Consider the following 19105-nt stretch of genomic DNA (forward strand, 5'->3'; position numbering starts at 1 on the left):
TACATTGAGTAGGATTTTTCAATAAATCTTTTATATTGATTCAATACTCTGTTCCTACCTTATTAATGTTTCATTCATTCGAACTGCTGTTATGATTCCTGCTATTAGAGGTAATAGAGCAACTAAACCAATTGCCCAACTAATATTAAGCATATCTGCAATAAATCCTGCAAATAATGCTCCAAATGCATATCCACTATCTCTCCAAAAACGATAAACTCCCATTGATGAGGCTCTCCATTCTGGTTGTGCTATATCACTAATTGAAGCTTGTAAGGTTGGATATACCATTGCGGTTCCTAGTCCTAGAAGAATAGCTGCTATGAACCATAGGCTATATTGGTTTACAAATAAAATCATCCACAGAGAAAGAGCTTGAAGCCACATTCCACCAACAATGAACCACTTTCGTCCGATCTTATCACTTAACGCTCCGGTGAACAGTTGGAAAAATCCCCATGAGGCTGGATAAATCGCAACTAACACTCCAATTTCTGATACGGTTAAGCCAACACCTGTAAAGAATAATGGGAAGAGTCCCCAAGCCATACCATCTTTAAGGTTTGTGCTTAATCCTGCAAAAGTGATGCTAGATAAACTTTTATTCTTAAACGTAGTCGTTTTGAAAACTTCTTTTGCAGATAAAGTCGGACCATTATTGTTGGATGATTTTGTTTGAAGCTTTATATGTTCTTCTGTATCTCTTACAAGTAATGATAAGATAAAACCGATTACCACAATAATAATACCTAAATAAAATGGTTCGGGGCGGTTAGAAAAATTTGTTGCAACAAAACCAGAGACACCAGCCATTACAGCTACTCCTATATACCCTGCAAATTCATTTAACCCTACAGCAAAACCTCTTTGAGTAGGTTTCGATAAATCAATTTTCATATTTACGGTCATGGACCAAGCTAATCCTTGGTTGATACCTAAGAAAATATTTGCAACTACAATCATCCACCATGAGGTTGCAAATATAACCAGCAAAGGAACTAATAAGCCGATACTCCAACCGATAAGAAGGACTTTCTTTCTTCCTAATCGGTCTGCGATAGCACCTGCAAAATAATTCACAATAGCCTTTGAAAATCCAAAACTAATAATAAAAGATAATGCCGCACTTGCCGATGCCAAACCAAAATCTTCTTCACCAATAATCGGGAGAATGGTTCTTTCTAAACCAACCATTGAACCAACAAAGAAGTTCGTAACAACTAGAAGTATGAAATTTATTAAATTCTCTTTAATTCCGATTTGTACTTTACTCAAACCATTCACCTCCAAAAAGGGAGAACCAAATAGAGGTTCTCCACTTTATTATTTTCCTTGATTTGTTTTTCTCATCTCTTTAAAACCTTCTGGTTGTGGTGGTACGTTCGTTGTCATAAATTCAACAAATTCCTTCTCGTTATCAAATCTCATTGCTTCATTGTGACGTTTTTCAAATCCGATGGTTGAAGAAGGTTTCCCACTTAAACCACGTCCACAAACTGATCCTGAAAACGCTCCAGGATAAAGTTCAACATGGTCTTCTAATTGAGTAATCTTTTGTAAGCTTTGATACAAATCTTTTGCCCCTTCTTCAATAGATACAGCCAATTCAGTTCTACCTGCATCTCCGACCATTAACGTATGACCTGTTAAGACAAACCAAGGTTCATCAGCTCGACGTTTATCAGAAACCACGATAGAAATGTGCTCTGGTGTATGACCTGGAGTATGCAAGAATTTTAATAGTGTATTTCCAGCTAATAATTCATCCCCGTCTTCCACTGGAGTAAAGTTATAGCTTGTTTCTGCTGAAGAATAAAGGACATATTTTGCACCTGTTTTCTCGGCTAATTTTCTTGCACCTGATACATGATCAGCATGAAGATGTGTATCAATTACATAAACAATATTCATGCCTAACTTTTCAGCTTCTTCTACATAAAAATCAATTTGATCTTCTAGTGGGTCTACCACCACTCCTTGTGATTGACTTCCACACCCAAAAAAATATGATGCTGCTACTGGATTAGTGTGTAAATATTGACGAAATAACATTTTTAATTCCTCCTTAAAATTAATGAATATAATCAGATTGTTTCCACTCATGAACCCCTTCTTCCATGCGATAAGCTTCGTATCCAAGGGAGTTTAATGTTTCTACTGCTTGTGTTGCAAAAGCACAATAAGGTCCACGACAATAAGCAATTATTTTTTTATCTTTTGGAAGAGAAGAAATATGCTCCTCTAGATCTTCAACAGGTATCGATAGAGCTCCCGTAATATGTTGATTTTTATATTCATCTTCTGGTCTAACATCAATTAGAACAGCCTCACCATTTTGTATCTCTTTCAACATATCTTTAAGATGAACCATTTTAATCCTTTCATCTCTTCCTATATAACCTTTCCTGACGTGTGTAATATCACTAAACTGCATTTCGGCTAAATTTTTAATCGAATGCAGGAGTTCAATCACGTTATCATCTGCTAAAGAGTAGAATACAAAGTTTTTATCCTTACTAAATTTAACTAATCTAGCCTCTAGTAGTGCCTGAAGGTGTTTTGACGTATTTGCTACAGACATCTTTGCTTCTTTGGATAACCTCTCCACTGTTTTTGGTCCTTGAGATAAATAATCTAATAACTCAAAGCGCTTAGGACTAGAAAGAGCTTTACTAATTCGAGCAAAATGATTGTAAACAAGGTCTTTAAATTCTCTAGGTTCCAAATTATCACCTCTAATCTATTCAACTAATTAATTGAATAGTTGAATTGTACGATATAAAATTTATTTTGTAAAGTGATTTGCTAAATTGAAGGTTATTTACTTTAAAAATTGATACTTGTTATTCTTAACGAAGAGGGCAAATAAAATGAAATACAAATAAAATCTCCCTTAACTTTAATTTAAAGGGAGATTTTTAAATTTAAAATTTAATCGCTTCTTTTGTACTCAGTTCAAAAAGCTTTTTTTGGGGATAAATTAGATAATACACTGCCATTTCATACATAAATTAAATTCTAAATACAAATGAGATTCGTTCAATTTTAACCTACTATTCAGTATAATATTTTTAGTATATTGAATTAGAATGATTTGATCTTGCGATAGATTTATTACTTTTCTAAGAAGTCATTAATTTCTTTTTCTGTTAATTGACCTATTACATTTTCTCTTGCTTTAATTAATAAATCTCCATCAATCTTTGTTAATACAGAAAAATCATTAAAGTCAGGCTCAAATACTCCTAATAAATCAAATGTTTCTCTTAATATTGGTTTTAACCATCCAATCAAACCACCACTTAACTCATGTAGCATATAGGGCATTGCACTTTCCTTATCTGCAAGGCCAATTGAAACCTCTGAGGCTAATTGATTCTCAATATCCGCTAATAAAGTGAAAAAATCATCATCACAGGACTTGAACCAAGGAATGTCTGTAGGTGCATATCTTCCAATATGTTGGTCGTTAATCTTTCTTAACTCTTCTATAGCTGGTGTACCTACACATACTAGACAAACATCAGCCATATTTGCTACTTTTTTTATTTGCTCCATTGCCTGTTTTTTATTTACAAATGTAGAGGCTAAGAGGTAATCCATTTCATCGATAATTAGCATCTCAACTTTTTGCCTTTTTAGGAGTTGAAAAGCTCTTTTCTCAAGTTCGTATACTTTAGGTGTGCCTCTCATTGCTGGGGCATTTAAACCCATTGTGATGATTTGATTATAAAATCCAACCAAGGTAAAAGGACTTGGAAGTTCCATATAGGCAACAGGTCTGATATCAACTTCTGTCCCGTCCTCCTCAGTATGCACATATCCTTCATTTGATTTTTTATATTTCTTCATCATTTGGGTTTTCCCAACCCTCGACTTTCCTTTTATAAATAGATGCATAGGAGTTTCATCGTTTTCTTCATCTATGCCCATTTTCCGATACTTTCTCCTTTTGTCCAGCATACTCCATATTCTTTTGACTTCTGGATGTTCTATATATAAATTTATAATTCTTTTTTGAAAGGATAAATACTTATTCATAGCAACCCCTACTTTTGTCTCTTTTCATAATTCAATTTATTTTTGAGAATTTCTAACTGACTAACTGATTTATTTTCAGCCGGTTGTTGAAGTTTTTCAGGCTCTGCTGGGATTAGCTTAAAACCTGATTTTAATGCTTTTCGTCGCACTTTTTTATTATTTTTCATTTTAGCCTTAATTTTTTCCTCAAGAAGAGCCTTTCCTTTTATTATATCCCTCGATCCAGGTATCTTTTGAATATTTAGTAGACCCTTTGCTCTTAATTCTTTAGTAATAGCTTTATATGTACTCCTACTCATTCCTGTAATACTTTCTGCAGGTGGATTTTGTGCTGGTAGTTCTAAATAAGAATGAGTTGAGGGATCTAATAAGTAAATACGCGAGATATCATCAATGTCATACTTAATCTTATATTTGTTTTTTTGCTTACTTATAAGAGTTGAGTTTTCTTTTGAAGCATAATAAACGTTATCCATCCTAACACCATCACGAGAATACATTCGCTCTTCAGTAGGTAAAAGCTGTATTTCGTAATAACCTTCATCCGCAGCTGGAATAAACTCAGGAAATCCAACGACTTCTATTCCTTGATAATATCTTGCAGTTGGAGTTGGGAATTCTTCAGGAAGCCCCTTGTGAACTATATGATGATAAACATCAACTATATATGTCGTTAATAATTCAGTAATATCCTCAAGAGTAAATATAGCCTCTGTTTCAGCATCATAATCACCAAGTTCTTTAGGGTTGCTTTTTCTGTTACCAGCTAATTTATGTATAAATTGTTTATTAATAGTACCAAAAAATCTTTCTATCACACCACCATATCTTGGAGTAGCTACAGGTCGATACATCACTTGTGATTCTAATGTTTCGTCAATCATTCTTCTAACATGATTGTTATCGAATTCAGGTCCATTATCAAAATAAAATATTCTTGGAATTCCCGATATTTCCCATTCATTAATAGTGTTGTATCTGCTCTTTATTCTTTTGAAGAAAATCCCGTGTTGGATAGCTTTTCTTACTTTATTTGCAGACGGCTCTTCAAAAGATATATGCATACACCATATCATTCGGGTATAAACATCTATCCCCATAGTTATCCATGGTCTCCCAAGATTTGCACCACTCTCTATATCAATAATATCTATATCAAGCTCTGTATGATCGATTTCAACTATATGAAGAGGTGCCTTTGCAAACTGGTTTGAAAAACCCCTTGATGTTTCTAAATAATCCTGGAGTGCATCTTTTCCGTTTCTTAATAATTGTTTTATTCTAGGATTTAATCTCTTTTGGATTATTCCATGAACAGTGATATAGTCTAATGATTTTAGGTTCTTTTCATAACATAGTATTTCAATAGTATCAGTTAAGTTTTGTATTGTTATTTTTCTTTTATCAAGATAGTGCTTCTCTATAGCCTCTTTAAGGATTGGCAAGTATTCTTCATCTAGTCTAGTATAAATAACATCTAAAACGAGTTCAGAATTTTTAGGATGACAAATTTCAATTGCTTTTTCATCAGATCTCACTCTATTTTTAATATCATGTTTCCTTATTAAACCATCAAGTCCATGATTAGGGGACTCATTTTCTTCTCCTTTGTAAGATGCTACATATCTTTTTAGTTGTCTGGTTGAAATGTTGTTTCTTTCAGAGATTCTTTTATACAATTTCTCTTTATTTAAGTTTAGAATGGATTCATCTTTTTCTAAAAAATCTTTATAGATGTCCTTAAATGCAAAACTAGAAAGTAAGTCACCTTCTTTGATATTTTCGAACATTAATATCGGTTTTATCATTTCAAACCTTTTTGAGACAATGTCTCTTTTTTTCTCTGAGAGAGTGTCTAAGTATGCAAGGTTGTTTTTATTACTTTTATTGGCCTCTTTATTTATTCTTTTATTTATGTAATCACTCGGGATAAAACTTGAATCTGATATTAATGAATAATAATTAACTTCGTATACTTTTTTATCTCCTTCAATTCTTTGAATTAAGACATCCGGAGGTTTAATTGAAAATACTGAATGTCTAACACCATAATATAAAAATTCATCATTTATCTTCAGTTGGCATAGTTTCATAATTTGTTCTCCAATACTAAGTAATCTACAAGTTGGTCAGAAATATTTCCTAATTTTACTTCACTATATTGGTCTAATGGTTTGGTTAAATCACAATGTAACCTTCCTACGCTAACCATATGCCAAATCACCGGTAGGATAAGCCGGTAGTCGATTTTAGCTGAAAAACTTTTTGCTAACTCTATAATTGATATTTCTTTAATGTACAACATTTTTTGCTCAATCTCTTCAAACCATGACGCTACATTTTTCCTTGGTTTTAAAAAATTCCACAGAAAAAGAATATTAGATTCTATAACCTTTGGTAATTCTCCTCTCGGAATTACAATCGAATATCCCCAATTATTTTTTTGAGCATAGTTTAAACAAGTTTTAGTTATCAATGATGATTGTGTGTCGCTGTCTATCCCTTTTATTTGGTAAAGCACAGGAATTGAATTATTTCTAAAGACAAGAACATCAGGAACATGGATCCATTCCTCAAGTTCTTTTAGCTTTTCATCAAATACCTTTATAGGCACTTCAACCGGTTGATCATAATACCTTACAGTCTGGGTGTCTAACTCAAGAAGATAATAAAACAAACACTCTCCCCATAGGGACTCATAGCCAACTTTTCTTTTCATTTTAGGACTATGAAAATAACCACTTATATGCTTAATATATCTACTCTGTTTATTATCTACTTTTCTTTTTGGTGCATATTTAGCATCTTCACTAGCCCAATCATTATTTAACCAATTCATTCAGTTTCCTCCAACCCTACCCGAATAATGACAAAATTAGACATAATTAAGTTTACTATATTTTATTAAAATTTGTTTGTCCAATTTAAAATAAGTATTAAAACATGATGGAACGGAAATTAATAAAAAAACCAGTATTAACAAGGATTTGTTAATACTGGTTTTATGACATTTTATAATATAATTCTGTGACAAATTATGATATAAACTGTGACAAAATATAACATAATTCACACACGTGTGTTGTTACATCATCACCTATTCAACCGTCACACTCTTAGCTAAGTTACGCGGCTTATCTACATCACAATCACGATGTAATGCAGCATAATACGAAATTAACTGTAGTGGAATTACTGATAATAGTGGTGTAAGCATTTCATTTACGGATGGTAATACATAACGGTCTTCTTCTGTTTCAAGACCCTTCATTGAAATAATACATGGATTGGCACCACGAGCAACTACTTCTTTCACATTACCACGGATACCTAGATTAACACGCTCTTGTGTTGCAAGTGCAATGATTGGCGTTCCATTTTCAATTAATGCAATCGTACCATGCTTTAATTCTCCACCTGCAAATCCTTCCGCTTGGATGTAAGAGATTTCTTTTAGCTTTAAAGCACCCTCTAAACCAACATAGAAGTCTATCGCACGGCCGATAAAGAAACAGTTTCTGGTTGTTGCTAGATACTCAAGTGCAATTCGCTCCATTTCTTCTTTCGCATCGCGTAATACTTCCATGCCATTTGCTACGATACCAAGCTCTCGGACTAGGTCAAAGTCTAAACCAAGGCCCTTTGCCTCAGCTGTTACTGCAGCAAGAATTGAAAGTACAGCAATTTGTGCTGTATAGGCCTTTGTAGAAGCAACTGCAATCTCAGGTCCTGCATGAAGTAATAATGTGTAATCAGCTTCACGAGATAATGTAGAGCCCTGGACATTAGTAATGGTTAAGGCTTTGTAGCCTAGCTCTTTAATCTGTACAAGTACTCCGCGGCTATCCGCTGTTTCACCACTTTGTGAGATAAAAATGAATAATGGTTTTTCAGATAATAATGGCATGTTATATGAAAATTCACTAGCAACATGAACTTCCACTGGTATTTTAGCCATTTTTTCAATATACTCTTTTCCAACAAGACCTGCATGATAACTTGTTCCAGCTGCAACTATATAAATACGGTCTGCGGCATTCATTGCATAAAGAATATCTTGGTCTATCACTAATTGGTTATCATCGCTTTGATACTTTTGGATAATCTTTCTAATTACTGCTGGCTGCTCATCAATTTCTTTAAGCATATAATGAGGGTACGTTCCTTTTTCAATGTCACTAGCATCTAGTTCAGCAGTATAAGGGTTACGTTCAATAACTGTTCCTTCAAGATTTTTAATGGTTACAGAATGTTGTTTAAGGATAACCATTTCTTTATCCATCAGCTCAACATATTGATCGGTAACCTGTAACATTGCCATAGCATCACTTGCTACGACATTGAAATTATCACCAAGTCCAATTAATAAAGGACTTTTATTTTTTGCAATATAAATCGTTTCTTTGTCTTTGCTATCAAGTAAAGCTAGCGCATAAGAACCTTTTAATATCGTTAATGTTTTACGGAAAGCCTCTTCAATTTCAAGGCCCTCTGATATAAACTTTTCAATGACTTGAACAATTATTTCTGTATCTGTTTCACTCTTTAATTCAACATCTTGTAAATATTCACGGTGGATAATCGAATAATTTTCGATTACTCCATTATGAACCAAAGTAAAACGACCAGAAGTACTCTGATGTGGATGTGCATTAACTTGGCTTGGTACACCATGAGTTGCCCAACGTGTATGACCAATACCAACAGGAGCTTGTTCAGTCTGATCAACAATTTGACGTAATACCGCAATACGACCCTTTTCTTTAAACACACGAACTCCATTATCATTTATAACAGCAATTCCTGCTGAATCATAGCCTCGATATTCAAGCTTTTCTAAGCCTTTTAATAAAATTTCCTTTGAATCCTGTTGACCAATATATCCGACAATTCCGCACATATGATTTCTTCCTCCCTAAAATTGGAGAACAAAAAAGTAGGGACACTTTCTTGCCCCCTTATCCATTAGTATTTTCAGTTATGAAATCAGTATCCTTTAGTTTGTGCAAAGAGTCACCTCTTTGTTTTTTAAAAGAATTTACGGTTGTGATTAATCAACCGGGAGGTATCCGCCGAATTATCGATAATCCTCCTCCTCGTCAACTAAATTCCTAAAATCCGCTCATGAATTTAGTTCAGGCGCTTATATCCTTGTATAATCCCTATCCTCACTTTCTATCTCAAAATAAAATGAAACAAGCTTAATCATACACTACCTTCAAAAAAGCAGTCAAGATTTAAATCCCAAACCCCAATATATGTTAAATCAGTTTGAACATAGCGTATATAGAAAAATATGCATAAGCGGGCAATTGCGTGCCACTTATGCATCTAATTTGGGTAAAGTTGTGCTATTACCTTTTATTCTAATCCCATTTCAGCTTGAACTACTTCTACAATTCGATTAACATATTGCTCACATTGTTCTTTTGAAGGGGCTTCTGCCATTACTCGAACAAGAGGCTCTGTTCCTGAAGGTCTAACTAAAATACGGCCATTACCATTCATTTCACTTTCAATTGTTGTAATTATTTCCTTTACTTTATCATTGTCCGTTACATGATTTTTATCAGTTACCTTTAGATTTACAAGTATTTGTGGAAACTTCTTCATTTCATTTGCCAATTGTGATAATGGCTTCTTAGTTACCTTCATAATATTTACAAGCTGAAGGCCTGATAACAGTCCATCTCCAGTTGTATTATAGTCAAGGAAGATAATATGGCCAGATTGTTCACCACCGAGGTTAAAACCGCTCTTACGCATTTCTTCGACTACATAGCGGTCACCAACAGCTGTTTGTGCACTTTTTATTTCTTGTGCTTCAAGCGCTTTATAAAAGCCTAAATTACTCATAACTGTTGAAACAACAGTTTGGTGCTTTAATCTGCCATTTTCTTTCATATACTTAGCACATATATACATGATTTGATCACCATCTACGATTTCACCATTTTCATCAACCGCAATTAAGCGGTCTCCATCACCATCAAAGGCTAGGCCGATATCCGCACTCTTTTCCTTAACATAGGAAGATAGAGCTTCAGGATGGGTTGAGCCAACTCCATCATTAATGTTAAGGCCATTTGGTGATGTGCCCATTGTAGAGATATCCGCATCTAAATCAGCAAATAAATGCGTAGCAAGTGATGATGTAGCACCATGTGCACAATCTAGGGCAACATGTATTCCTGAAAAGTCCTCATCAACTGTTTGCTTTAGGAATTGAAGATATTTTTGACCACCTTCAAAATAATCATTAACTTGCCCTAATGCCCCTCCTACCGGTCGAGGTAGGTTATCTTCTGCTTCATCCAATAAAGCTTCTATTTCCTTTTCTTGATCATCAGAAAGCTTAAATCCATCAGGACCGAAAAACTTAATTCCGTTATCTTGAACAGGGTTGTGTGAAGCGGAAATCATTACTCCAGCTTGAGCACCTAGTGCCTTTGTTAAAAAGGAAACCCCTGGAGTAGAAATGACACCAAGTCTCATAACTTCCGCACCAATGGAAAGTAATCCTGCTACCAATGCTCCCTCAAGCATATGACCTGAAATACGTGTATCACGACCTATTAGAACTTTCGGACGTTCTTTGTCTTTTGTAAGTACATAACCACCAAAACGACCTACTTTAAAGGCTAATTCTGGAGTAAGCTCACTATTTGCTACCCCACGTACTCCATCAGTACCAAAATATTTACCCATTCTTTTATCGCTCCTTTTATTTAGGCTATCCTCTTAAAAATTAGTTGTTATTGAATGCAAAATATACTATTTAACGGAATTTTAAATGACAGTTTCAAGTAAAGTGTAAAATAACGCCACAACCATATCCAATCCCATAAATATACTTACAAAAGCAACAATGTTTACGAAAACAGCCTGAATTGCCGTATCTATTATGGTATATCTGTAATGTTCACTTTCGCTTCAACTTGAGGCAATACCCACGAAATATTTTGTGGACCGTTTACTTCAATCCTGACATCGTGCTCTCCTTGGCCTAAGTCAGTTAAATTTATATATAACTCTATATCAGAAGGATCGATGTCGTTTAATAAGCTTGGAGCACCTACAACTTCAATATCAAGCGTTCCGTCCTCTGGATCAAAAAACTCAAGTTCTAACCGTTCACCTAATCCAAATGTTTGAATTGGTAAATTTGTAAACGTTTTTCTCTCTTCCTGCTCAATATCAATGTTTATCTTTATAATTTCTGGTGATACCTTTTTGACACCTTCTGGTATAGGAATAGGGACCTCTAGGGTTGTATCCTCTGTTAACTCGGATAAATCGATTGTAATTCCGTCAATAAACTCTAGTTTATCAATGACTTCTTTCGGACCAAAAACGGTTATTTCATTTGGAACTGGTTCTATGTTAACTACGCTTAACCCTTCTTGTAGTGTACCATTTCTTTTAATTTTAAAAGGCATCTTTTTACTTGGACTTGAAATAGGAACTGTTATATCGACTACAGAAGGTTCGATATCAACATTTATGACATTTCCCTCTTTATCATAAACAGTGACTCTGGCCTCTTCCTCAACTGTCTCATTAACATCATTTAGGTCGACAATTGCCTTTACCATCACTATTTTCTCTACTTCTTCTTTGGCGCCAGTAATCTTAACGCTGTTTGGTTTAACAATCGGTTCTTCTGCGATATATCCATCTTTTAGTTTATTCTTATTTATAAAATCAACCTCAACCGGAAAGCTCTGTGAAACCTTCTCTTGTAAAGTGACTTTTATATCGGCGGGTTCAATTGTAACTTCGATTTTGTCAGATATATTTTTATATTGCAATCTTACATTATGTGTGCCAATACCTAAATCAGAAAGATCGGCTAACACTTCTATATCACGCTGTAAACTAGCCGTCTTTGTTACGCTTGTTGGTCCTTCTAACGTTATGTCCACGTATTGAGGAATACCAGATACAACGAGATTTTCAGTATCATAATATGTAGTCACCGGGACATCTGTCAATGTTTCTACATCCCTTGATGCAATCGGTAAACCAGACGGCCCTGCTGGCTTTGGTTGTGTTTCGAAGCTAACAGACATATAAAGCATTAAGGCCAGCAATAGTGCAATTATTTTCATAACCCAACGATTATTCATTAATTTATCCATTTTTCTTCCCCCTCCATTGCCAACGAGTTGAGGAAGTTGTTCCATTGCTCGCTTGGAGTTCGCGGTCCAATAAGTCCCGGAAAGCATCTTGTTTTAGATCTCGATGAAGTTCACCATTTTTTGTTAAAGAAATGCTTCCTGTTTCTTCAGAGACAACAACTGTAATACTGTCAGTTACTTCACTAATACCAAGTGCAGCTCTATGTCTTGTTCCTAGCTCTTTTGAGATAAAAGGACTCTCTGAAAGTGGTAGGTAACATGCAGCAGCAGACACTTTGTTTTTCTGAATAATCACTGCTCCATCATGAAGAGGTGTATTTGGAATAAATATATTAATTAGTAATTCCGAGGTTATATTGGCATGTAATCCAATTCCCGTTTCAATATAATCTCCCATCCCTGTTTCACGTTCAATCGAAATGAGTGCACCAATTCGCCGTTTCGCCATATAATCTGTCGCTTTAACGATTGACTCAATTACTACTGTCTGCTCGTCTACTTCAGGTACATTCGTTCTCGAAAATATTTTCCCTCTACCAAGCTGTTCAAGGGCACGTCGTAATTCCGGTTGAAAAATGATAATAATGGCTAAAAATCCCCACGTCAATGCTTGATCCATCAACCACTGTAGAGTGTTAAGCCCTAAAACACTACTTAACATCCTAACAATTATAATAACAGTAATTCCTTTAAGTAGTTGTACCGCTTTTGTACCCCTAATTACCATTATTAATTTATATATAACGAACCAAACAAGGAGAATATCGATAATATTGCCGAGGTAATCTACTATTAGGAGCTCTCCAAATGGCATTCCCACACTTCCTCCATCGTTCAAATTCAGGCAAACTCTATTATACAACTAGATAATTATATCATAAATGTTTTAACCACTGTTTACAAATTCAGAGGCCATAAAGAAAAGCGCAAGGCGCCCGCCTATCGGCGACTAGCATAAGACGAGCCGGCTGGAAGGTTGTTCTTTAACCTTCCGGACGGATTGGCTTATACCATAGAGCCGATGGCGCCTGGAGCTAGACACTAAAACTAGGTACAAATTTTTATACTTTCTTATCTTTCAAGAAAAGCGCAAGGCGCGCCCGCCTATCGGCGACAAGCATAAGACAAGCCGCTGGAAGGTTGTTCTTTAACCTTCCGGACGGATTGACTTATACCATAGAGCCGATAGGCGGGCGCTAGATAACAAACTAAGAACAGAATTTTATACCTTTCTTATTCTTAAAACAATCATGAACGTAATAAAGACCAACTCCTAAAAGATGGCCTTTTAATTATTTATTTCCTTATCGTCAAAAACATTTACAGCCTCTGTAGCAATTTTTTTAATATTAAACCATAACCACTCAAATAATTCATTTACTTCTTTAATATCTCCTGTAACTTGACCGGCAGATGCACGATATTTCTCACCATTTATAATTGTTACATTTCCTTGTACCTTACCTTCAATAACGATAGTCCCATTTCGGATGACAATATCACCATCTATTACTTTGTCCTCAGGAACAATAACTGTATTATTTTCAATGATTAACTCAGAATGTTTCGATACAGAGAACTCCTGATTTTCATTCCATAGAGAAAAAATACTTCCAATCATTAATATGCAAAATAACGATGCAGCCGTAATAAATGGGTGGACTCTAAACCACCTATTGAAACTAACTGTCTTTTTCTCTTTTGGTAAGCTTTGCATGACTTTCATTGTAAAGTCATTTGGTGCAACTACATGTGATGTACTCTGTACAAGAGCAATTGATTTCTTTAATTCATGAAAATGCTGATTACATTCCTCACACTCTTCTAAATGGGCTCTGAGGATGATTTCTTCAGCACTTTTGATGTCTTCATCTAAATACTTGTGCATAAGAATAACGATTTCAGTAGGACAATTCATATTTTATATCACCCCTATTACACGTGTCGCAGTTGATTTCGTAAAGCTTCACGACCTCTATGAATTCTAGTCTTCACTGTACCTACTGGTAAATCTAAAATTTCACTAATTTCCTTTAAGGACATCTCTTCAATATATTTCAAAACAATAACCGAGCGGTATTTATCCGGCAACTTTAATATTTCTGTTTGAATCATCGTCTGAAGTTCCAAACTTTCTACTTCATCTTCAGGTAATGCAACATCTGCGGCAACATGTGAATACATAGTTAAGCCTTCTGTCCCTACTACTTCCGCATCTAAATAAAAATCTGGTTTCTTTTTTCGAATTCGATCAATAGACAAATTCGTTGCGATTCGATAAAGCCATGTCGAAAATTTTCGATTAGTATCATAGCTATGAATATTAACATATGCCCTAAGAAAAGCTTCTTGTGCGATATCTTCAGCCTCATGACGGTTGCCTAACATCCGGTAGCTTAACTGAAAAACTTTATCCTTATAAAGCTCAACTATTTCAGCGAAGGCATTTTGGTCACCATTTTTAATTTGTTTAATTCTGTTTTTGACGATTGTTTCCATATATATAACCTCCGCTCACTGCGGGTATATGTATTTTACGAACATGATTTAAAAAGGTTTCATTTTTCACATCTATATTATTTTAACAAATATTAGGTGAAAATGTTTATAAAGAATAAAAAATCGGTAAAATAATTTATAATCACTACTAATAGCTGGCTTATTTGATGCTTATTACATAATAATAGATAGACTATTAGATGAGTGCCTAACCTTATGCGGGGATATGAAATAGATTTAAGTGTTAAAATAGAGCATAATCAGGTCGAAATGATTCAACTAGCAAATTCTACAAATAAAAGTAATAAAAACAAACTGTATATTGGACAAGTTAATTAATGATGATCAAAGATTATAATTAGGTAAAATAAAACAGTAACCCGAATTTGAGCTACTGTTTTACTTTACTCATAACATTATAGCAACTTCTCACCGAATAAAGAACCCATTAACGCTACAGCAACTGATGCTGTCTTATTTTTTTCATCTAAGATCGGGTTAACTTCAACAAATTCAGCAGAAGTGATTAATTTTCTCTCAGCTAACATTTCCATCGCTAAATGACTTTCTCGGTAACTAATCCCACCTATTACAGGAGTACCAACTCCAGGTGCATCATGCGGATCAAGTCCATCCAAATCTAATGATAAATGCACCCCATCTGTTTTTTCCTTTAGATAGTCAATCGTTTGTTCCATAACCGCTGTCATACCGAGCCGATCTATTTCATGCATCGTATAAACTTTAATTCCTAACTCTTTAATAAGGCTTTTTTCACCTTCATCAAGTGAGCGTGCACCTATGATTACTATATTCTCGGGTTTCACCTTTGGACTATAACCAGCTACTCCAGTCAAAGCAGGATGCCCAAGACCTAAGCTTGCTGCTAAAGGCATTCCATGTATATTTCCAGATGGAGAAGTATCAGCTGTATTTAAGTCTCCATGGGCATCATACCAAATGACACCTAAATTTTTATAATGCTTAGACACTCCAGCTAATGTACCGATGGCAATACTATGATCCCCACCAAACACTAAAGGGAATCTCCCTGCATTGATTACTTCATCTATTGTTCCTGCTAGTTTCTCGCTTCCATCTGCAACCGCTTTCAGATTCCGCAGATTATCTTCTCCGTTGCTTTTTAATGGTTCTGGTCTACCAATTTGAATATCCCCAAGGTCTTCAATCTCATAGTCTAGGTTTTCGAGTCTCTCGGTAACTCCTGCATATCTTATTGCACTAGGTCCCATATCAACACCACGACGCATTTGACCTAAATCCATTGGTACACCAATTATAGATATCTGTTTTTTCATTTAATAGTCCTCCCTTTTTCCCTCTTTGTCTATTTTATCCTCTTTTAGCATGATGACTCAACTCGACATTTTTTTGAATATATATACGGGCAACTGTTCTATCACTACTTTTCTTTCTTTTCTATAAGATTTATAAGAAAGGCAGAACTCCCGGAGCTAGGTATTAAAAATATGTTTATATTTTTATATATTATAAAAAATACCACAACCGAATTGGTCGTGGCATATAAGAAGTCGTAATTATTTTAAAAGCAAAAAAAGGCCTTAAACTTGCTAGATTAAAAGCCGATAAACTTAAATATGTATGGTGGAGCCTAGCGGGATCGAACCGCTGACCTCCTGCGTGCAAGGCAGGCGCTCTCCCAGCTGAGCTAAGGCCCCAAAGTCTTCCTGGAGCGGAAGACGGGATTCGAACCCGCGACCCCCACCTTGGCAAGGTGGTGTTCTACCACTGAACTACTTCCGCATAAACAAATGATGAGCCATGAAGGATTCGAACCTTCGACCCTCTGATTAAAAGTCAGATGCTCTACCAACTGAGCTAATGGCTCTAATTAATATATTATAGTTTCGTTTGTGTTCTGGTCTTTCTTAAATCCATAGACAGAGCATCTATAAGACGTCCAAATCTCAGGAAGCTAATGCAAGTAGCAGCTCGATTTGGACTCTGAAGTATTCCTTCGAAGCTTATTCCGTCGTGCTCTACCAACTGAGCTAATGGCTCTAAATAATATATTATAGTTTCGTTTGTGTTCTGGTCTTTCTTAAATCCATAGACAGAGCATCTATAAGACGTCCAAATCTCAGGAAGCTAATGCAAGTAGCAGCTCGATTTGGACTCTGAAGTATTCCTTCGAAGCTTATTCCGTCGTGCTCTACCAACTGAGCTAATGGCTCTAAATAATATATTATAGTTTCGTTTGTGTTCTGGTCTTTCTTAAATCCTTAGACAGAGCATCTATAAGACGTCCAAATCTCAGGAAGATAATGCAAGTAGCAGCTCGATTTGGACTCTGAAGTATTCTTATGCTTAGTGCAAAAAATTTATATGAAAATTGGCTGGGCTAGCTGGATTCGAACCAACGCATGACGGAGTCAAAGTCCGTTGCCTTACCGCTTGGCTATAGCCCAAAGTTGTTCTTTCGAACTAAAAAAATCCGTTATTCTCTAATTGAAAATAAAGAATAAAACAGTTTGTCTAAAATGGTGGAGGGGGACGGATTCGAACCGCCGAACCCGGAGGGAGCGGATTTACAGTCCGCCGCGTTTAGCCACTTCGCTACCCCTCCACATTATAAGAAATAATGGTGCCGGCGAAAGGAGTCGAACCCTCGACCTACTGATTACAAGTCAGTTGCTCTACCAACTGAGCTACACCGGCGAATTAAGAAAGAGTAAATATTCATTGTTAAACGTTGATACCTGTCGTCCTAATCTCGGGGTGTCTATTCAAGCAGTGGCTCGATTAGTACGCTGAAGATTATTCAGGATGCTTATTCGGTCGTGCTCTACCAACTGAGCTACACCGGCGAATTAAGAAAGAGTAAATATTCATTGTTAAACGTTGGTACCTGTCGTCCTAATCTCGGGGTGTCTATTCAAGCAGTGGCTCGATTAGTACGCTGAAGATTATTCAGGATGCTTATTCGGTCGTGCTCTACCAACTGAGCTACACCGGCGAATTAAGAAAGAGTAAATATTCATTGTTAAACGTTGGTACCTGTCGTCCTAATCTCGGGGTGTCTATTCAAGCAGTGGCTCGATTAGTACGCTGAAGATTATTCAGGATGCTTATTCGGTCGTGCTCTACCAACTGAGCTACACCGGCGAATTAAGAAAGAGTAAATATTCATCGTTAAACGTTGGTACCTGTCGTCCTAATCTCAGGGTGTCTATTCAAGCAGTGGCTCGATTAGTACGCTGAAGATTATTCAGGATGCTTATTCGGTCGTGCTCTACCAACTGAGCTACACCGGCCAATTAAGAAAGAGTAAATATTCATCGTTAAACGTTGGTACCTGTCGTCCTAATCTCAGGGTGTCTATTCAAGCAGTGGCTCGATTAGTACGCTGAAGATTATTCAGGATGCTTATTCGGTCGTGCTCTACCAACTGAGCTACACCGGCCAATTAAGAAAGAGTAAATATTCATCGTTAAACGTTGGTACCTGTCGTCCTAATCTCAGGGTGTCTATTCAAGCAGTGGCTCGATTAGTACGCTGAAGATTATTCAGGATGCTTATTCGGTCGTGCTCTACCAACTGAGCTACACCGGCGAATCAATGGTGGAGGATGACGGGATCGAACCGCCGACCCCCTGCTTGTAAGGCAGGTGCTCTCCCAGCTGAGCTAATCCTCCATATGAAAGGTTGTACAAGTCGTAAATCACTGTATGATATTAGTGGTGACCCATACGGGATTCGAACCCGTGTTACCGCCGTGAAAGGGCGGTGTCTTAACCGCTTGACCAATGGGCCTTAATAATATTAATAAGCTTCCAACCGGGCTTGAACCGATGACCTCTTCCTTACCATGGAAGTGCTCTACCAGCTGAGCTATGGAAGCATGGCTCCACAGGCAGGACTCGAACCTGCGACCGATCGGTTAACAGCCGATAGCTCTACCACTGAGCTACTGTGGAATAATTTTATAAAAGTCTGGCAACGTCCTACTCTCACAGGGGGAAACCCCCAACTACCATCGGCGCAAAAGAGCTTAACTTCCGTGTTCGGCATGGGAACGGGTGTGACCTCTTTGCCATAGTCACCAGACCTTTATTCTACTATAGAAAGAAACCATTTCAACTAGAAATTTGTTCCTTCAAAACTAGATAACGTGCAAACATTCAATGCTTAGAGATTGTCCAGCTACAGCTCCTAACCTCTCGATCACTTCACCTCCTTCAGAAGCAAAGATCTCGCTTCTTCGTCGGGGCCTCCAGTGCTTGTCGAGGCTGTACAGTCGCTTTCGCCTTTCATGTTTGGTTAAGTCCTCGAACGATTAGTATCAGTCAGCTCCACACGTCACCGCGCTTCCACCTCTGACCTATCAACCTGATCATCTTTCAGGGTTCTTACTAGCTTGTGCTATGGGAAATCTCATCTTG

The 19105-nt window shown here is 36.4% G+C and carries 13 protein-coding genes, 10 tRNA genes and 2 rRNA genes; all 25 read right to left on the reverse strand.

Translation table 11 applies throughout. The features are described 5' to 3' along the window. Positions 1-54: 54 nt before the first annotated feature. Positions 55-1275, reverse strand: coding sequence for an MFS transporter (locus PY093_RS18590; protein WP_275647309.1), 1221 nt, complete (start codon positions 1273-1275; stop codon positions 55-57). A 48-nt stretch (positions 1276-1323) separates the two neighbouring features. After that, entirely contained in the window at positions 1324-2052 is a 729-nt protein-coding gene (locus PY093_RS18595) for an MBL fold metallo-hydrolase (protein WP_275647310.1), read from the reverse strand. 19 nt (positions 2053-2071) lie between these two features. Further along, the gene (locus PY093_RS18600; protein WP_275647311.1) at positions 2072-2725 is read right to left on the reverse strand and encodes an ArsR/SmtB family transcription factor; all 654 of its coding nucleotides are present in this window, start codon (positions 2723-2725) and stop codon (positions 2072-2074) included. A gap of 389 nt (positions 2726-3114) precedes the next feature. Continuing rightward, positions 3115-3933: a TniB family NTP-binding protein gene (locus PY093_RS18605; RefSeq protein ID WP_275647312.1), complete on the reverse strand. Its 819-nt coding sequence runs from the start codon at positions 3931-3933 to the stop codon at positions 3115-3117. Between the two features lie 116 nt (positions 3934-4049). Beyond that, entirely contained in the window at positions 4050-6134 is a 2085-nt protein-coding gene (locus PY093_RS18610; protein ID WP_275647313.1) for a transposase family protein, read from the reverse strand. Beyond that, positions 6131-6880, reverse strand: a complete 750-nt coding sequence (locus tag PY093_RS18615) for a hypothetical protein (protein ID WP_275647314.1) — start codon at positions 6878-6880, stop codon at positions 6131-6133. The genes PY093_RS18610 and PY093_RS18615 overlap by 4 nt, the downstream gene beginning before the upstream one ends. Before the next feature lie 258 nt (positions 6881-7138). After that, positions 7139-8941, reverse strand: a complete 1803-nt coding sequence (glmS, locus tag PY093_RS18620; RefSeq protein WP_275647315.1) for a glutamine--fructose-6-phosphate transaminase (isomerizing) — start codon at positions 8939-8941, stop codon at positions 7139-7141. Between the two features lie 461 nt (positions 8942-9402). Beyond that, complete coding sequence (gene glmM / locus PY093_RS18625) at positions 9403-10749, reverse strand: phosphoglucosamine mutase (RefSeq protein WP_275647316.1); 1347 nt, start codon at positions 10747-10749, stop codon at positions 9403-9405. A gap of 194 nt (positions 10750-10943) precedes the next feature. Next, a complete protein-coding gene (locus tag PY093_RS18630; RefSeq protein WP_275647317.1) occupies positions 10944-12182 on the reverse strand; it encodes a CdaR family protein in 1239 nt (412 codons plus the stop codon). Then, positions 12175-12996, reverse strand: a complete 822-nt coding sequence (cdaA, locus tag PY093_RS18635) for a diadenylate cyclase CdaA (RefSeq protein ID WP_275647318.1) — start codon at positions 12994-12996, stop codon at positions 12175-12177. Before cdaA ends, PY093_RS18630 begins: the two co-directional genes overlap by 8 nt. Positions 12997-13470: 474 nt before the next feature. After that, on the reverse strand, positions 13471-14100 hold the full coding sequence (locus tag PY093_RS18640) for an anti-sigma factor family protein (RefSeq protein ID WP_275647319.1): 630 nt from the start codon (positions 14098-14100) through the stop codon (positions 13471-13473). 17 nt (positions 14101-14117) lie between these two features. Beyond that, on the reverse strand, positions 14118-14681 hold the full coding sequence (sigW, locus tag PY093_RS18645; protein ID WP_275647320.1) for an RNA polymerase sigma factor SigW: 564 nt from the start codon (positions 14679-14681) through the stop codon (positions 14118-14120). Positions 14682-15097: 416 nt separating this feature from the next. Beyond that, positions 15098-16000, reverse strand: a complete 903-nt coding sequence (gene rocF / locus PY093_RS18650; RefSeq protein WP_275647321.1) for an arginase — start codon at positions 15998-16000, stop codon at positions 15098-15100. 305 nt (positions 16001-16305) lie between these two features. After that, positions 16306-16381: transfer RNA gene (locus tag PY093_RS18655), tRNA-Ala, on the reverse strand. 10 nt (positions 16382-16391) lie between these two features. Then, positions 16392-16466, reverse strand: a tRNA-Gly gene (locus PY093_RS18660). A 12-nt stretch (positions 16467-16478) separates the two neighbouring features. Next, positions 16479-16551 (reverse strand) — tRNA-Lys (locus tag PY093_RS18665). A gap of 505 nt (positions 16552-17056) precedes the next feature. After that, a tRNA-Gln gene (locus PY093_RS18670) sits at positions 17057-17131 on the reverse strand. A gap of 73 nt (positions 17132-17204) precedes the next feature. Then, positions 17205-17289: transfer RNA gene (locus PY093_RS18675), tRNA-Tyr, on the reverse strand. A 16-nt stretch (positions 17290-17305) separates the two neighbouring features. Beyond that, positions 17306-17381, reverse strand: a tRNA-Thr gene (locus PY093_RS18680). 901 nt (positions 17382-18282) lie between these two features. After that, positions 18283-18358 (reverse strand) — tRNA-Val (locus tag PY093_RS18685). Positions 18359-18401: 43 nt separating this feature from the next. Continuing rightward, positions 18402-18476 (reverse strand) — tRNA-Glu (locus PY093_RS18690). Between the two features lie 15 nt (positions 18477-18491). Further along, a tRNA-Thr gene (locus tag PY093_RS18695) sits at positions 18492-18564 on the reverse strand. A 1-nt stretch (position 18565) separates the two neighbouring features. Then, a tRNA-Asn gene (locus tag PY093_RS18700) sits at positions 18566-18640 on the reverse strand. Between the two features lie 14 nt (positions 18641-18654). Continuing rightward, positions 18655-18770, reverse strand: a 5S ribosomal RNA gene (rrf, locus tag PY093_RS18705). 209 nt (positions 18771-18979) lie between these two features. Continuing rightward, positions 18980-19105 (reverse strand): 23S ribosomal RNA (locus PY093_RS18710); the annotation flags it as partial.

This window comes from Cytobacillus sp. S13-E01 (genome assembly GCF_029193815.1).
GTDB lineage: Bacteria > Bacillota > Bacilli > Bacillales > Bacillaceae_L > Bacillus_BV.

Bases quoted from the DNA above. Each gene is read 5' to 3' on its own strand.
- PY093_RS18595 (WP_275647310.1), bottom strand. From the start codon at position 2,052: ATGTTATTTCGTCAATATTTACACACTAATCCAGTAGCAGCATCATAT.
- PY093_RS18605 (WP_275647312.1), bottom strand. From the start codon at position 3,933: ATGGGCATAGATGAAGAAAACGATGAAACTCCTATGCATCTATTTATA.
- PY093_RS18610 (WP_275647313.1), bottom strand. From the start codon at position 6,134: ATGAAACTATGCCAACTGAAGATAAATGATGAATTTTTATATTATGGT.
- PY093_RS18615 (WP_275647314.1), bottom strand. From the start codon at position 6,880: ATGAATTGGTTAAATAATGATTGGGCTAGTGAAGATGCTAAATATGCA.
- glmS (WP_275647315.1), bottom strand. From the start codon at position 8,941: ATGTGCGGAATTGTCGGATATATTGGTCAACAGGATTCAAAGGAAATT.
- glmM (WP_275647316.1), bottom strand. From the start codon at position 10,749: ATGGGTAAATATTTTGGTACTGATGGAGTACGTGGGGTAGCAAATAGT.
- PY093_RS18630 (WP_275647317.1), bottom strand. From the start codon at position 12,182: ATGGATAAATTAATGAATAATCGTTGGGTTATGAAAATAATTGCACTA.
- cdaA (WP_275647318.1), bottom strand. From the start codon at position 12,996: ATGCCATTTGGAGAGCTCCTAATAGTAGATTACCTCGGCAATATTATC.
- PY093_RS18640 (WP_275647319.1), bottom strand. From the start codon at position 14,100: ATGAATTGTCCTACTGAAATCGTTATTCTTATGCACAAGTATTTAGAT.
- sigW (WP_275647320.1), bottom strand. From the start codon at position 14,681: ATGGAAACAATCGTCAAAAACAGAATTAAACAAATTAAAAATGGTGAC.
- rocF (WP_275647321.1), bottom strand. From the start codon at position 16,000: ATGAAAAAACAGATATCTATAATTGGTGTACCAATGGATTTAGGTCAA.